This window comes from Aromatoleum sp. (assembly GCF_035254505.1).
Lineage (GTDB): Bacteria > Pseudomonadota > Gammaproteobacteria > Burkholderiales > Rhodocyclaceae > Aromatoleum.
In genome coordinates this window covers 1-14,670 of record NZ_DATFAO010000051.1, presented here as the reverse complement: position 1 = coordinate 14,670, position 14,670 = coordinate 1, and the positions used below count along the sequence as shown (strand labels likewise).

General features: G+C 62.4%; 14 protein-coding genes. 5 read left to right on the top strand and 9 right to left on the bottom strand.

The window, feature by feature from the left end:
• The first annotated feature begins 3 nt into the window (after window positions 1-3).
• The 3 genes from gap (at window position 4) to fba (ending at window position 3,421) form a co-directional block, all read left to right on the top strand.
• Window positions 4-1,017 carry a type I glyceraldehyde-3-phosphate dehydrogenase gene (gene gap, locus VJ673_RS08985; protein ID WP_324125740.1) on the top strand — a complete coding sequence of 338 codons (1,014 nt, stop codon included), beginning with the start codon at window positions 4-6 and terminating at the stop codon, window positions 1,015-1,017.
• 1 nt (window position 1,018) lies between these two features.
• A complete protein-coding gene (locus VJ673_RS08980) occupies window positions 1,019-2,296 on the top strand; it encodes a phosphoglycerate kinase (protein ID WP_324125739.1) in 1,278 nt (425 codons plus the stop codon).
• 87 nt (window positions 2,297-2,383) lie between these two features.
• A complete protein-coding gene (fba, locus tag VJ673_RS08975) occupies window positions 2,384-3,421 on the top strand; it encodes a class II fructose-bisphosphate aldolase (RefSeq protein WP_324125738.1) in 1,038 nt (345 codons plus the stop codon).
• A 642-nt stretch (window positions 3,422-4,063) separates the two neighbouring features.
• Here the strand turns inward: fba and VJ673_RS08970 are convergent.
• The 6 genes from VJ673_RS08970 to VJ673_RS08950 form a co-directional block, all read right to left on the bottom strand.
• Complete coding sequence (locus tag VJ673_RS08970; RefSeq protein ID WP_324125737.1) at window positions 4,064-4,615, bottom strand: GNAT family N-acetyltransferase; 552 nt, start codon at window positions 4,613-4,615, stop codon at window positions 4,064-4,066.
• Window positions 4,616-4,630: 15 nt separating this feature from the next.
• Window positions 4,631-5,917: a nucleotidyltransferase domain-containing protein gene (locus VJ673_RS08965; RefSeq protein ID WP_324125736.1), complete on the bottom strand. Its 1,287-nt coding sequence runs from the start codon at window positions 5,915-5,917 to the stop codon at window positions 4,631-4,633.
• Window positions 5,914-6,807 (bottom strand): phosphoenolpyruvate carboxykinase (ATP), encoded by an 894-nt coding sequence (locus tag VJ673_RS08960; protein ID WP_324125735.1) that lies wholly within the window; start codon window positions 6,805-6,807, stop codon window positions 5,914-5,916. Before VJ673_RS08960 ends, VJ673_RS08965 begins: the two co-directional genes overlap by 4 nt.
• Window positions 6,808-6,840: 33 nt before the next feature.
• Window positions 6,841-7,773 (bottom strand): HesA/MoeB/ThiF family protein, encoded by a 933-nt coding sequence (locus VJ673_RS08955; RefSeq protein ID WP_324125734.1) that lies wholly within the window; start codon window positions 7,771-7,773, stop codon window positions 6,841-6,843.
• Between the two features lie 336 nt (window positions 7,774-8,109).
• Window positions 8,110-8,388, bottom strand: coding sequence for a PqqD family protein (locus VJ673_RS24630; RefSeq protein WP_414635641.1), 279 nt, complete (start codon window positions 8,386-8,388; stop codon window positions 8,110-8,112).
• A 743-nt stretch (window positions 8,389-9,131) separates the two neighbouring features.
• Complete coding sequence (locus tag VJ673_RS08950; protein ID WP_324125733.1) at window positions 9,132-9,686, bottom strand: hypothetical protein; 555 nt, start codon at window positions 9,684-9,686, stop codon at window positions 9,132-9,134.
• 70 nt (window positions 9,687-9,756) lie between these two features.
• Here VJ673_RS08950 and VJ673_RS08945 point away from each other — a divergent pair, with 70 nt between their 5' ends.
• On the top strand, window positions 9,757-10,371 hold the full coding sequence (locus tag VJ673_RS08945; protein WP_324125732.1) for a tyrosine-type recombinase/integrase: 615 nt from the start codon (window positions 9,757-9,759) through the stop codon (window positions 10,369-10,371).
• A 222-nt stretch (window positions 10,372-10,593) separates the two neighbouring features.
• Here the strand turns inward: VJ673_RS08945 and VJ673_RS08940 are convergent, their stop codons facing one another.
• The 3 genes from VJ673_RS08940 to VJ673_RS08930 form a co-directional block, all read right to left on the bottom strand.
• A complete protein-coding gene (locus VJ673_RS08940; protein WP_324125731.1) occupies window positions 10,594-11,661 on the bottom strand; it encodes an alkene reductase in 1,068 nt (355 codons plus the stop codon).
• 96 nt (window positions 11,662-11,757) lie between these two features.
• Window positions 11,758-12,546: an SDR family NAD(P)-dependent oxidoreductase gene (locus VJ673_RS08935; RefSeq protein WP_324125730.1), complete on the bottom strand. Its 789-nt coding sequence runs from the start codon at window positions 12,544-12,546 to the stop codon at window positions 11,758-11,760.
• A 55-nt stretch (window positions 12,547-12,601) separates the two neighbouring features.
• Window positions 12,602-13,738 (bottom strand): NADP-dependent oxidoreductase, encoded by a 1,137-nt coding sequence (locus VJ673_RS08930; RefSeq protein WP_324125729.1) that lies wholly within the window; start codon window positions 13,736-13,738, stop codon window positions 12,602-12,604.
• Window positions 13,739-13,835: 97 nt separating this feature from the next.
• Here VJ673_RS08930 and VJ673_RS08925 point away from each other — a divergent pair, with 97 nt between their 5' ends.
• Window positions 13,836-14,279 carry a winged helix-turn-helix transcriptional regulator gene (locus VJ673_RS08925; protein WP_324125728.1) on the top strand — a complete coding sequence of 148 codons (444 nt, stop codon included), beginning with the start codon at window positions 13,836-13,838 and terminating at the stop codon, window positions 14,277-14,279.
• Window positions 14,280-14,670 lie beyond the last annotated feature (391 nt).

The following is a 14,670-nucleotide window of genomic DNA, read 5'->3' as shown; positions in this document are numbered from 1 at the left end:
GCAGTGACCATCCGAGTCGCAATCAACGGCTACGGCCGAATCGGGCGCAACGTGCTGCGCGCCTTTTACGAAGGAGGGCGTCGCCAGCCGATCAGCATCGTCGCGGTGAACGCGCCGCGCGGCAGCGCCGAGGCGAACGCCCACCTGACACGCTACGACAGCCTGCAGGGCCCGTTCCCGCACGCGATCGACGTCGACGGCGACGACTGGATCGTCGGCGACGACCGCATCCGCGTCATCAGCGAGCGCGATCCGGCGAAGCTGCCGTGGCGCGAGATGGGCGTCGATGTCGTGCTCGAATGCACCGGCCGCTTCCGTTCGAAGGCGGGCGCCCAGCCGCATCTCGACGCTGGCGCCGGTAAGGTGCTGATCTCGGCGCCGGGCGGGTCGGATGTCGACGCGACCGTCGTCTACGGCGTTAATCACGGCACGCTGCGCCGCGAGCATCGCGTGGTGTCGAACGCGAGCTGCACGACCAACTGCCTTGCGCCGATCGTCTATGCGCTACACCGTCCGCTCGGCATCGTGCGCGGAAAGATGACGACCGTGCATTCCTACACCAACGACCAGGTGCTGCTCGACGTCTATCACGAGGACGCCCGCCGCGCCCGCAGCGCGACGCAGTCGATGATCCCGACCAAGACCGGCGCCGCCGCCGCGGTGGGACTCGTGCTGCCCGAGCTCGCGGGCCGGCTCGACGGCTACGCGATCCGCGTGCCGACGCCGAACGTGTCCTTCACCGACTTCACCTTCATCGCCGCGCGCGAGACCACGAAGAACGAGGTGAACAACCTCGTCCGCGAAGCCGCGCACGGCGCGCTGAAAGGCATCCTCGCGGTCAACGACCTGCCGCTGGTGTCCTGCGACTTCAACCACAACCCCCATTCGAGCATCTTCGACGCGACGCTGACGCGGGTCGACGGCGACCTCGTGACGGTCACCGCGTGGTACGACAACGAATGGGGCTTCTCGCACCGGATGCTCGACACGACCGTTGCGATGATGGAGGCCAACTGACATGGGGACCAGCAAACTCGACACGACCCGGCGTGCGACCGGCGACTTCCTGCGGCTCGAACACGTGTCGCTGATGGGGCGCCGCGTGTTCATCCGCGCCGACTTCAACGTTCCGCTGACTCCGGACGGCCGCGTCGCCGACGACACGCGGATCCGCGCGACGCTGCCCGGCATCCGCCAGTGCCTCGACGCCGGCGCGACCGTCATGGTGACTTCGCACCTCGGCCGGCCGAAGGAAGGCGCGCTCGGGGCGGAGGACTCGCTCGCACCGGTCGCCGAATGCCTGTCGCAACTCCTCGGCCGCACTGTGCCGCTCGTGCGCGACTGGATTGACGGCGACTTCCCGATGCGCGCCGGCGAGCTCGTGCTGCTCGAGAACTGCCGCGGCAATCCTGGCGAAAAGGCCGACGACCCGGTGCTCGCGGCCCGCATCGCGAGCTGGATCGACGTCTATGTCAACGAAGCCTTCGGCACGGCGCATCGCAAGGAATGCACGCTGCATGCGCTCGCGCTGACCGCGCCGGTTGCGTGCGCGGGTCCGCTGCTCGCAGCCGAACTCGACGCGCTCGGCCGCGCGCTCGCGCAGCCCGCACGTCCGCTGGTCGCGGTCGTCGGCGGCTCAAAGGTATCGACGAAGCTGACGATCCTCGAAAGCCTCGCCGACCAGGTCGACGCGCTCGTCGTCGGCGGCGGCATCGCGAACACCTTCCTCGCGGCGCGTGGGCTTTCGGTCGGCACCTCGCTGCACGAGCCGGATCTGCTCGATTCCGCGCGCGAGATCGAACTCCGCCTCGCGGCGCGGGGTGCTCGGCTATGGCTCCCCGAGGACGTCGTCGTCGCGGACCGCTTCAGCGCCGATGCGCAGGTCGAAGTACGCTCGGCCTGCGACGTGCAGCCCGAACAGATGATCCTCGACATCGGCCCGCGCGCGCAGGCGGGTCTCGGCGAGGTTCTCGCGAACGCCGGCACGATCGTCTGGAATGGCCCGGTCGGCGTGTTCGAACTCGCGCCCTTCGCGGCGGGTACGAAGGCGCTGGCCGCCGCGGTCGCGGCGAGCCCCGCCTACTCGATCGCCGGCGGTGGCGACACGCTCGCGGCGATCGCGGCCTTCCGTGTCGGCAAGCGGATCGACTACATCTCCACGGGCGGCGGCGCCTTCCTCGAATTCCTCGAAGGGCGCGAGCTGCCGGCGGTCGGGGCGCTGCGCGCGCGTACCCGTGCGGCCGGCCCCCGCGCCGTCCCTGTGCCGGCCTACGAGCACGAGGCGCAACCGGGTTGAAGCGACATTCGTAAGCCTTCCGACTCGGCGGTCCGCGTTGATGTGCCCGCCGAGCCACCCCGATTCTTCCCTTTCGAGGAGACAGCAATGGCGATGATCGCCCTGAGACAACTGCTCGACCACGCCGCCGAACACGGCTACGGCGTGCCCGCATTCAACATCAATAACATGGAACAGATCCAGGCCATCATGGCCGCCGCCGAGCGCACCGACAGCCCGGTGATCCTGCAGGCTTCGGCCGGAGCGCGCGGCTACGCCGGCGAGGCCTTTCTGCGCAAGATGGTCGAAGCCGCCGCCGAAGAGTGGCCGGACATCCCGATCTGCCTGCACCAGGACCACGGCGCGAGCCCGGCGGTGTGCCAGCAGTCGATCCGCTCCGGCTTCACGAGCGTGATGATGGACGGCTCGCTGCGCGAAGACATGAAGACCCCGGCGAGCTATGACTACAACGTCGCCGTTACGCGTCGCGTCGTCGAGATGGCGCATGCGGTCGGCGTGTCGGTCGAGGGTGAGCTGGGCTGCCTCGGCTCGCTCGAAACGGGCCAGGCTGGCGAGGAGGACGGCGTCGGCGCTGAAGGCACGCTGGACCACGGGCAACTGCTGACCGATCCGGCCGAGGCCGCCGACTTCGTCGCCGCGACCGGCGTCGACGCGCTCGCGGTCGCGATCGGCACGAGCCACGGCGCCTACAAGTTCACACGCCCGCCGACCGGCGACATCCTCGCGATCGAGCGCATCGCCGAGATCCACCGCCGCATCCCCGACACCCACCTCGTGATGCACGGATCGAGCAGCGTGCCGCAGGAATGGCTCGCGATCTTCCGCGAGTTCGGCGGCGAGATCGGCGAGACCTACGGCGTGCCGGTCGAGGCCATCGTCGCCGGCATCCGCAACGGCGTGCGCAAGGTCAATATCGACACAGATCTGCGGCTCGCGATGAGCGCCGCGATCCGCCGTCTCGCGGTGAAGTCGAAGGGCGAGTTCGATCCGCGCAAGTTCTTCAAGGTCGCGAAGGAGGGCGCCGAGGCGATCTGCGTCGCGCGCTTCGAAGCCTTCGGCACCGCGGGGCGGGCGAGCAGCATCAAGCCGTTGCCGCTGGCGAAGATCGCGAAGCGCTACGTCTGACTTTGTGCGACAGCCGCGGCCGTAGAACAGCAGTGGCGGGCGGTCGCCCGTCACGAAAAAGGCTCCTTTCGGAGCTTTTTTTGTCATTCTGGTTGTTTAGGGGGCGCGCATCTCAGCTTCTGGCGAGCCGAACGCCTGCTCTCAACCAACTCCGGCCTGTCAGGTCCACAGGACTTGAACAGCAAGTATCGGAGCCGGCCAGTTGCCCTGTGCGTCGTTCCCATTGTCGCGATGTCGGCCAATGCCGACCTTGGGCCTGACGCCGACGTCGGGCGGCAATGCGTCGGTCACCTGCCGCACACCTGCTTGCGGCGGCGAGCGACCGCTTCCTTTGTCGGGCTATAGCCGGACCCGACCCTTTCCCGACATTCGCGCCGACAGCACTTCCACGGCCGGCACCCGGGTGGAGCGGTCGCTGTGGAAGCTGCATTGAACTGTAGGGTGTCAGCCGACGCCCCGCGTCAATTCTTCTCGTGAAACCTCACACCTCGCTGGACCGGCCCAGTCTTGGGCGACAATGAACACCGCATCGATCTACACACCGGTGGAGGTGGACAGCGCTGATCGCTCGCGCCGTCGCGGTGAACTGCCCGGGTGGCATTGTCTGCACACGACATGACGAACAAGGGGGCACTCGCTCACCTACGCCATCGTTTCGGCCCATTCCGAAGTTGTGCAGGCGTAGAGTGCTACATCGATAAAACGATCATAGAGCCACTCCGCTTCGCGCAGAGTACCCTCGAGACGGAATCCCAATCGTTCTGGAATTGCACGACTGCGCGCGTTGCCAATGGCGCAGCAGATGGTGACCCGATGCACGCCTATTACCCCGAACGTGTGTGCAATGACCGCCTTGCAACAGCGCGTCATGATTCCCCTGCCTTGCCACTCCTGCGCAATCCAATAGCCCAAGCCGACACTGCGATTCTTCCAATCGATCGGATGATGGCCCACTAGACCGATCAGATCCCCGCCTCGCTCGATACCCGCCACGAACCCCCTTCCATCCGCATGTTGTCGCAGCGTGAGTTCGATAAAAGCCAGTGAATCGTCCTGTCCCTTGACCGCGTTCAACCAAGGAAGCCACTGCCGGAGATGTGCGCGATTGAGGTCGGTAAGGCTATACAGCTGGGCCGCGTCGCCATGCCTCAGCAGTCGAAGTCGAAGATCTGTGTCGACAGGATAAAAGAACATGATGCGAGTGGATATTCAAGACAACCAGTCGTCGAGCGCCGCGAGGCGCTTGGCGTTGGCCAGGGTTTCGACGTCTTTAAGCAGAATGCTCACGAAAGAGCGTCCATATTCCCTGCACAAGTCCCGCGCCCGAATAGGCAAGTGGCAAACATAATCGAATCGCGCATCTTCGCGAATGCCGTATTTTTGTGCCAGGGCCGTGGGCGAGAACGCGCTCGCGATTGTCCGCGCACTGCTTCCGGAAAGGCCGTCGCGGGCGATGGTGCGCAAGCGGGGGGAGAGGGGCAATCGGTAATGCCGCCTGAAAAGACGATTGACGCCAGCGCGCAACAGCCCCGGGTCAAAGTCCTTCGGCTCAAGTTTCGACAAGGTTTTCATGGGGACCCGGGCACCGCAAACGACCGTGGCGAGGCTGAGAGAAAAGTGCAAATGCTTCACTGCCCCGGCCTCAATTGCCAGCTGCCCGAGCACGTCCCAGTCGATGTGGACATCGGGGTGGTTGATTAACGTGGCGATGTCGCACGCCTGCCGCAGTCCGGCGGACCTGAGTCGGTCCTGCTGTGTGTTGTGAAGCGCCAAGTGAAGCAGCATATCTTCCGGAGCAAGCATATGCGCGCATGGCCCTGCGCCCATTCCCCTGGTGGCGCGCGCCCACAGCGCCTTGATGTCCACGTGGACGCGATCGGAGGGCCTGTGGATGTGCCAATGGACCTCGAGGCTGTGGGGGAATTGATCGTGAATCAACGGAAACAGATGGAAGTGCGACTTGCGCCACTGTCCCCTTTCGGCCTCGCCTCCGAGGGATCGATATCCCAGCGACAGCAACATCGCTTCAATCGCGTCAAGATCTTCGCGCGGCACCAGCAGATCGATGTCCGTCATGGTGCGAAGGCCAGGGGTGACGTATACATACTCGGCTAGATACGCACCCTTCAACAACGCACACTTGCCAATGGCATGGATGGGTTGGAGATGTTCCAGTTGCGCTCTCACCGTGGACGCCGCGATTTGAGAACACACATATTCCCGGTAGAGCGAATGAATCGCGCCGCGCATCGTCTCTGACGACAGCGAACCCACGGCTTCCGCACCAGTGCCCAGGCTCCGCGTTGCCCAATAGACGAGCGGTGCTACATGGAGTTGCTTCGCCTCGCGAGCGAACACCCCCCAGTCGACTTCGTCTCGGGCCGCGAGCACCGCACCGTCCGCAGCGGCCGTCCCCCCGCAGGCATGTGTTAGCAACCGGGCTAGCATGCGCCCATGAGGTCCAAGGTCCGCGAAGAAATCGACCTGCGTTCTCATTGCGGGGTCACTTCCATGATGCGCTCCAGGGTGTCATCGAAAGCACCTAAGTCCAACCGATAGACGCTTGCATGTCGCAGCATCGTGGTGATGAATTCGAGCTGCGGATCCTGAGCCAGCACGTTAGACTGTTTTGCCAGGAGCCGGATGGTTTCGGACAGCGTGAGCGGCTGAACCCCAGCACTGACACCCGCGTGTTCACGCGTCAGGAAGAAGACATGAACTCCGCGGACGGGGCAATCAATGGGTGCCAAATGGAGATGCCGCGCCGGCAATACTACATAACGGCCACGCAGCGTCGCGCGTTCGAGGAGGTGGAAGCCGCTGTTCCGCAGAGCGCCAAGGGCATTGCCGCGTATCCGTGGGCAGCGTGGGAAGGGCATTAGTTGCCCCATCTCCAGATCGAACAGGGTCACATCGTCCGTGGCCAGGACGTACCCGCGGTCCAATAGCGCCAAGCTCAAGGTCGTTTTTCCCATTCCCGAAGGTGCGATCAGCAACACTAGAGAACTATTCTTGTACAGGGCGGCGGCGTGAATCCAAAGGTGCCGTTGCAGATGAGTTACCACGTAATTGGAGATGAGTTCTTCCGCGCGCTCGAAAAACGAAAGAAGATCCGAGCCCGCGCGCTCCAAAATGTGCAGCCCGACGTCGAGCACTTTGCCGCGCCGGGTGACCCACATTAGAGGCTGAGAGGTTGTCCGCTCGCGGAGCAGTACTTCGGTGTGATCCTTCGGCAACTCCCCGAAACAGCGGGTCCCTGTCTGCTCCCGCTTCGCGGTTACCAGGACACGGAATGGACGAAAGACGTCCTCGAACCAGTTCCGTGCTTGCCGTAACGCACCAGCGTCCTGTCCTTGGAAGCCAACGTCGACCAGAAAGGTGGCCATTTGGTAGAGAGCCATATCCGTACCGATCCCGAGTCATGAGACTATTGGGTGCTCGTCGACGTGCGTGCCCCAGACCCTGCGCGGGAACGCATCGCTGTCAAACACCTGCTTATGCCAGCCGGGCTCCGCAAGGTCGCCGATTAAACCGTTGACAAGGAGGGCGGTCGCCTGCCCGGCCAATTCAAGGTTTAGGGGACCGTAGCTGGGTGCGATACCATTCGGCGCCTTGGTCCAGTGTGTCGGGCCTTCCGTGCGCGCCGTATACACGTCCGCCTGACGCCCCCAACGTAGCACGCCTTCGCCCCTCAGCGTGTACCCCGCGAATACCATGAACGCCGAACTCCTGCCGGCTCGATCCCGCAATACTTTGTCGATGCCCAGAGGTTCGTCCGCGGTAAAGAGCATGGCGTCCTTGCCCGCTATCAATTCTCCCAATTGCGCAATGGTATCGAGCCGCTCCCGGCACGTATCAATCTTGACATCCGGGAAGCGGTCGGCGATCACCTCACCTAGTACCTCCACCTTTAGACGCCCCTCATCGGCCCTGCGCCAAAACAACTGGCGATTCAAGTTGCTGATCTCCACTAGGTCCGGATCGCACAAATGCAGGGAGCGCACCCCAACGCCACCCAGTGCCACCGCCGCCGTGGCCCCAATACCTCCACACCCCACGATCAATACGCGGGCTTGAGCAATGGTATCGAGGGCTTGGTTTACCAAGTCGCAGGATGACAGCAGGCAGCACAGGTAGGCGGCCGTGCGGCTGGTGCGTGCGCTGTCGAGATGTGCAGCAAGGGTGTGCGCCGCCTCGGGTGTTTCGCTCAGCAAGAGAACCCGCGCGCTGACGAGGCGGCCAATCTCCTCGTGAAGGCTTAGGGATCCATTTAGCGCGGCCGTACCGCCTGGCCCGGCCGCCGAGAAGATGCCATCTGTCCCTTGGCCAACTACCGTGGCCGGGTTGAGCAAACCAACCACCTTCCCTTGCGCGGCTACGCAATGCCTCCACACAGTAAGATGACGCGTCGGAAGGACCTGCACCATCTGCGCGTAAACTCCGCGATTCTAGTTTTGAACTAAGCTCACCGCGTGGGCGGGCATGCCATTGACGCCGATTATCGGACCGTCGAATGAATCGATGACCGACATCCCGACGTAAGCACCCGCGCTGCGCTTGAGCGCCTTCTTGATGAACTCGCGCCTGCGCATTACCTGAGGAGAGGGGGTGGTCGCAGTGACATCACATTGACTCCCGCCTTGGGCTGCGTCATCTGCCTGTATAGACATTAGCTGTTCCTCGTTCAGTTAAACATCGTTAGCTGCCTTCATCACGCCTAGGCTGATCAGCTGTTGGCACAAAGCCAAGGCGTCAGCCTGAATCGTGTCGTCGGACTGCAACGGGTAATACTCCCTTAGCTCTCTCAGGAGCTCCAGGGTGACTGTTTTTCCGTCGCACAGCTCCCAGAAAATAGCTGCGGGTGCCGTCAACACGACCGTCTTTCCGGTGGACGAGTTGAACAGGATGCAGCTCCCGTCGGGCAACACGGTGGATGCGTATTCCCCATTCTTCGTTAGACATTCCATTGGATGTATCACATATTCGGCGCCCGAGATCGAAACCCGCTCCATACAAGGACCGGCCGCCGTCGGCTATTGATAACGCTCGATGCGAAAAACCGGGGCGGCCGCGGATAGAGCGAACGCATAACGACAACCATGATCGGATGCAGGGGCCGCCGAATCTTAGTGTGCTCATTTCGATCCTCCGTCCTAAGCATCGGTCCTGAGAAACCGGCGTCCGAGGTGCGTGGGGCGCGCGTAGGATGGAAGGTGCATTATTTGTGCCAGCGCAGCATTTCTCCTTACTAATTAGTATCTTGAAGAGAGGTCCCCCAAGGCCGAAATACGACTGTGTAAAGCACCGCGACAATACTCGGAGTCACTCGCTCTTCCCGAAGCTCACCAACTCCGGTTTGTACAGGTCCGATTACGCTATGACTCTGACAAATGCCGCCAGAGCGGCAGGGGTATTGGACGGCGGCATTTACGGTGCCACCGCTCGGCCTTGATTGGACCTCGTGACAAAAGGAACCCTTTTACGTGGCGGAGTCCCCCCACTGCCAGCACGGGTTCACGTCAGTTCTCTAGAGCGAAGCTTGGAAAAGATGGCGGAGCGCAGCAGACCGATTGGAGCGAACATTCCGGTGACCGCTCTTGACGCAGACCGAAAGACCGCTTATGGCCGATACGCCCCTCCCGGCGTCGCGCCCAGAAGCGGCCCCTGGAGCCCGGACGTTCGATCGCTGCCGTCCGTGCAGGAGGGATCGTCAGCGATTTCCGAAACTCGCCCGCCCAACCGCGGGGCCAAGGATCTCCACGCCATCGACGACGTTCGCGTCCGAATCGACCACTCTATGCAAGAAGTCGTAAGAGACTCGCCATTGCTGGTGCTCGCATTCGAGGGTCACCATTTTGTCGTTGAGGCGAATGATGCGACCGCAACGCTCCTTGTGGTCGCGGCCGACAAAGCCCACACGATCACCTATGGCCACTTCATTGCGACCGAGGCCCTGCCGCGGCTTTTCGCAGATCTCGACGTCGGCACCGTCAAGATTGATCGCGGCATAGGAAATCAGCCAGCGCTGCCCCGTCGTCTTGTCAAGTACGACCGCTTGCTTGCGCCGTAACTCGAGAACTTGCCCGGTATGCGAAGCGTTGGCCTGCGGATCAAAGTAGTCGACGCACTGCCCGACACGGAGCCCCGCCTGGACTGCGACCATCCAGGCCGGCGCGTCGAGCGCACGATCGATCGCTGCACGCAGCCGATAAAGATCGAAGGCGGATGCCCCCTTCAACTGCGCCAGTATCTCGGAGTAGTTCATCAGCGGTTGGTCGTTGTTGCGCGGCCGACCGGCAACAATTGGGTTCCGATCAACAGCCAAGGAGTCTGAAATGGAATCCTACGAGCATCGGGAACCCTGGAACAAGGGAAAGCTGGTGGGCCAGAAGGCACCGCTGAAGCCCAAGGACATCTGGGCGATTCGCATTCACCTTCAGAACGCCCACCATGTTCGCGATCTTGCGATGTTCAATCTGGCCATCGATAGCAAGCTTCGTGGATGCGACCTCGTCGCCCTGCGGGTTCGTGACGTCACGCATGGCAACCAGGTGCTGTCCCGTACGGCGGTCGTCCAGAAAAAGACCCAGCGGCCGGTCCAGTTCGAGCTAACCGAGCCGACGCGAACAACGGTGGCGAATTGGCTCGAGAAGGCGAAGCTGAAACCGGAGGACTTCCTCTTCCCAAGCCGGCTGCACGACTCGCCACATGTATCCACCCGGCAGTACGCGAGGATCGTCGAGCAATGGGTGACCGCGGCGGGGCTGGATCCGTCCGCCTACGGCACGCATTCGATGCGACGGACGAAGGTGACCCTGATCTACAAACGGACGAAGAACCTGCGGGCCGTCCAGCTGCTACTTGGCCACTCCAAGTTGGAGTCGACGGTCCGTTACCTCGGCATCGAGGTCGATGACGCCTTGGAGATCTCTGAGCAGATCGAGATCTGACAGTGGCGCGGCCGCCCGTCGCTTCGAGGACGTTCGGCGGGCGGCCGCTTTCGGGCGCGATGCTGGCAGGGTCGTTTCGGCCACAACCAGCCGGCAACCTTCTTTCCAGATCGGACGCCTGAAGGACTGCTTAACTTTGGAAGCTGCCGGAATGGCCAGTCCGGTGGCATTTCACCGATCGTGACCGATCCGGTGAAATGCACCAGCAGGCTCAGGCTTCCGTCAGTAATCGGTATAGCCCTTTTCTCCCGGCGTATAGAAAGTCGCGAAATCGGGCGCCACAAGTTCCTGCCCTGACCTCAGCTTGGAGACCAGGTCCGGATTTGAAATGAACGGGCGACCAAAAGCCACCAGGTCGCCACGCTGCGCGACGAGATCGGCATCGGCTCGGGCGACGTCATAGCCACCGGAAAGAATGTACTTTCCCTTGAACGCCGCGCGGATTGCGCCTTTCAGTTCCGGACTGACTTGCGGCGCTCCCATGGCGCTGTGGTCCACGATGTGGATATACAGCAGGCCGAGTGCGTTCAACTCGTCGATCAAACGCAGGTACAGCGTATCCATCTCTGCATCCGGCACTTGGGCATTGAATACGCCATAAGGCGAGATACGCATGCCAACACGGTCAGCGCCAATGGCTGCGACGGTGGCTTTGGCAACTTCGACGGCGAAGCGGATGCGGTTCTCGACGCTGCCGCCCCAGCGGTCGTTGCGCCGATTGGAGGCAGTATTGAGGAACTGGTCGATCAGATAACCATTCGCGCCATGCAGCTCGACGCCATCGAAGCCGGCCTCCATGGCCAGTCTGGCCGAGGCGGCATATTCGGCGATGCTCTCTGCGATGTCCGTCTCGCTCATTTCGCGCGGCACCGGATGCGGCTGCATTCCTTCCGCATCGGTCCACATCTCGCCCGGAACGGCGACCGCCGAGGGGGCCAGAACGCTGGCGCCGACCGGCATGTTGGCGGGATGACTGACCCGCCCCGTATGCATCAGTTGCACAAAAATCCGGCCACCGGCCTGATGGACGCCATCGGTCACGCGGCGCCAGCCCTGCACCTGTTCCTCGTTGAACAGTCCGGGAATGCGCGCATAACCTAGGCCATTGGGTGAAGGCGAGGTTCCTTCGGTGATGATCAGACCCGCCTCGGCACGCAAGCGGTAATACTGTTCCATGAGGGCATTGGGCATATTTCCGGTCGCCCGGCAACGCGTCAGCGGCGCCATGACGACGCGGTTTTTCAGCGACAAAGCGCCGAGTTGCGTGGGGGTGAATAGCGTGTTGCTCATAAAAATCTCCGGGAGGTAAGTTTCAGGTCGGGTCGAATTGCAAGAAGGGCGCTTCGCCCTGGCTGTTCAGAGGGTAAGCGAAGTCGCGGCACCGGCTCAGACCGGTGACCGATAGCGCTCGGCCGCGTGGGCCTGCCGAAGGTCCGACATCAGCCCTTGGCGTGCGCCATCCAGCGCGTCCCAGCGCCCGGCGACGTGCAGCGGCGGGATCGTGACCAGCTCGCGACGGTCGAAGCCGACCAGTGCCGCATCGACCAGTTCACCGACATCCATCACCTCGGGGAGGGTGTTGACGTCAATGCCGGCGCGCTCCCAAAGTTCGGTGCGGGTCGATGCCGGCAGCACCGCTTGTACATAGACGCCCCTGGGCGACAACTCGACGTTCAGACCCTGCGACAGAAACAGCACGAAGGCTTTGGTGGCACCGTAGATCGACATACCGAACTCGGGCGCGAAACCCACCACCGAGCCAATGTTGACGATCGCGCCATGACCGGACTGCGCGAAGCGCGGCGCGATCGCCGCGGCGAGCCGCGTCAACGCCGTGGTGTTGAGCGTGATCAGGCGTTCGATGCCCTCGGCGGTTTGGTCCACGAAGCTCCCGGCTTGAGGCACGCCGGCGTTGTTGATCAGGATGCCGATACGGGCGTCATCGCGCAGGCGAGTTTCGAGCGCCGACAGGGCGGCGGGGCGTGTCAGGTCGGCCGGCAGCACGTCGACGGCCACATTGCTTTCCGCACGCAGGCGTGCTGCCAAGTTTTCCAGGCGCGACTTGTCGCGCGCCACCAGGATGAGGTCGTGGCCACGGCGAGCGAAGCGCTCGGCGTAGGTGGCGCCGATGCCGCTGGAGGCACCGGTAATCAAGACAGTCGGAAGCGTGTTCATGGATGTTTTCCTTTGCTGAGGTTGTTCTGGTGGGGGGGTAAGCACGGGGCAGCTGCTATCTCATCCTGACGACAACCTTGCCCTTTGAACGTCCTTGGGCAAGGTATTCGAGCGCTTCCTTTGCCTGCTCGAAAGGAAACACCTTTTCGATCACGGGCTGGATGCGATCCGTTTCGAGGAGCTTGCCGATCTCGGCGAGTTGAGCGCCATCGGGACGCACGAAAAGGAACGAGTAGGCGACGTCCTGCTTTTTCGCCAGCCGCATGATCTTGCGGCTCATCAAGCCGAAGACGTACCTGATGACGAAGTTCAGGCCTCGCGCGCGAGCAAACGCGGCGTCCAGCGGACCGATCAGGGAGACGATCCGGCTCCCTGGCTTGAGGATGCCGATGGACTTTTCGATCACGTCGCCCCGGACAGTGCCCAGCACCGCGTCGTAGTCGCGCAGCACGTTCGCGAAGTCTTGCTGCTTGTAGTCGACCACCTCGTCTGCGCCAAGGCGACGGACCAGGTCAAGGTTGCTCGTGCTGGTGGTCGTGCCCACCTTGGCGGCAAGGTGCTTTGCCAACTGGATCGCAAAGGTGCCGATGCCGCCTGAGCCTGCCGGGATGAACACTTTCTGTCCGGCGCGAAGATTGAGGCGTTCCTTCAGCGCTTGCCACGAGGTGAGCCCGACCATCGGGATCGAGGCGGCCTGCACGAAGTCCAGATTGGCCGGCTTCAGCGCGGCAGCACTCTCCGGCACCACCGCGAGTTCGGCGATCGACCCTCGGCCCAGGTCGAAGATGCTGGCGAAGACGGCATCGCCCAGCTTGAAGCGCGTCACGCGGCTGCCCACCTCGGTCACCACACCGGCCAGATCGCTGCCCAGCGTGGCGGGCAGTTGGAAATGCAGGACCGGTTTGAACATCCCGGTCGGAATCATGTTGTCGATCGGGTTCACGCCGGCAGCGTGAACCTGTACCAGCAATTCGTCGGCATGCAGCGTGGGGCGGGGAACGTCGGCGAGACTGATTTCGGGTGATTTGCCGTAGCGTTTGAAGGTGAGAGCTTTCATGGTTTGGGTCTCATCGGTGGCCTCTCGTTGTTGTTCGATTAGTTGGCGAGGAAATCCAGGACCGCCGGTACAAAGGCCTGGTGGTGCTGAAAAACGCCACGTGTCCTGAACCCGGATGGATCGTCCGCCTGGCATCGCTCCAGATAGGATGGATCGCCCGATGTCAAAGTGTTACTATCGAATTGAAACTAACGATACTACTAATTTGAAAGCGAGTCACTACTAAAATAGTATGGACAACGAAAATATCTCCAGTGATTCATGCCCGATCGCGCGCAGCCTGGCATTTGCCGGCGACGCGTGGAGCATCTTGATCCTGAGGGACGCCCATGGCGGTCTCACGCGCTTTGACCAATTCCGGAAGAGCCTGGGCATCGCACCGACAATGCTGACTCGGCGGCTGGCGACATTGACTGAGGAGGGATTGCTGGAGAAACGGCGCTACTCGGAGCACCCGCCGCGTGAGGAATATCTGCTGACCGCTGCCGGTCGTGATTTTCTGCCGGTGCTGTTCATGATTGGCGCGTGGGGCCGCCAATACCGGGGCGGCGGCAAGCTGACTCGTTTCTTCGACGCGGAAACCGGCACAGAAATTAAAGCAGTCGCCGTGGATGAGGTCACCGGGGCGAAGATAGGAACTCGCCCTATGCGCATGGTCACGCCGGACGAAAGCTGACAGGAGATTTGAGCAACCTGATGGCTGCTCTGCGTATTAGTCGATGGTGGACGCAGCCCTTGGAGCACCAAACCTCACCTCAGTCAGCAATCTGCTACTTTGCTGACGTTGCTATCGAGACCACCCAACGGCAGCTAAGGCCGACTTCCAGAACGTCAAGCCAATAATCGGGCTGACAGCTTTATGATCAGTAAGCTGCCATCACCAATTTCTTTGCCATCGGGCCGCTGTGGTCGGTTCGGGTTATTCGTGTGACAGCACTGCAGCAGGGCAAACAGCTGGCAGCGGGCAAACGGACGTCGGGAGCAGAAGGGGAAAAAGCCATGGAGAGATCCATGGCCATTAGTACACTTACTCATGGTGAAAGTCTTGCCCTGATTCACTCACTCAC

What these genes read in the sequence shown, in the direction of transcription:
- VJ673_RS08940 (WP_324125731.1), bottom strand. Translation starts at nt 11,661, where the DNA reads ATGAGCAACACGCTATTCACCCCCACGCAACTCGGCGCTTTGTCGCTG.
- VJ673_RS08950 (WP_324125733.1), bottom strand. Translation starts at nt 9,686, where the DNA reads ATGAACTACTCCGAGATACTGGCGCAGTTGAAGGGGGCATCCGCCTTC.
- VJ673_RS08930 (WP_324125729.1), bottom strand. Translation starts at nt 13,738, where the DNA reads ATGCCAGGCGGACGATCCATCCGGGTTCAGGACACGTGGCGTTTTTCA.
- VJ673_RS08935 (WP_324125730.1), bottom strand. Translation starts at nt 12,546, where the DNA reads ATGAACACGCTTCCGACTGTCTTGATTACCGGTGCCTCCAGCGGCATC.
- VJ673_RS08970 (WP_324125737.1), bottom strand. Translation starts at nt 4,615, where the DNA reads ATGTTCTTTTATCCTGTCGACACAGATCTTCGACTTCGACTGCTGAGG.
- VJ673_RS08960 (WP_324125735.1), bottom strand. Translation starts at nt 6,807, where the DNA reads ATGGCCACCTTTCTGGTCGACGTTGGCTTCCAAGGACAGGACGCTGGT.
- VJ673_RS08945 (WP_324125732.1), top strand. Translation starts at nt 9,757, where the DNA reads ATGGAATCCTACGAGCATCGGGAACCCTGGAACAAGGGAAAGCTGGTG.
- VJ673_RS08980 (WP_324125739.1), top strand. Translation starts at nt 1,019, where the DNA reads ATGGGGACCAGCAAACTCGACACGACCCGGCGTGCGACCGGCGACTTC.
- VJ673_RS08965 (WP_324125736.1), bottom strand. Translation starts at nt 5,917, where the DNA reads ATGAGAACGCAGGTCGATTTCTTCGCGGACCTTGGACCTCATGGGCGC.
- fba (WP_324125738.1), top strand. Translation starts at nt 2,384, where the DNA reads ATGGCGATGATCGCCCTGAGACAACTGCTCGACCACGCCGCCGAACAC.
- VJ673_RS24630 (WP_414635641.1), bottom strand. Translation starts at nt 8,388, where the DNA reads ATGGAATGTCTAACGAAGAATGGGGAATACGCATCCACCGTGTTGCCC.
- VJ673_RS08925 (WP_324125728.1), top strand. Translation starts at nt 13,836, where the DNA reads ATGGACAACGAAAATATCTCCAGTGATTCATGCCCGATCGCGCGCAGC.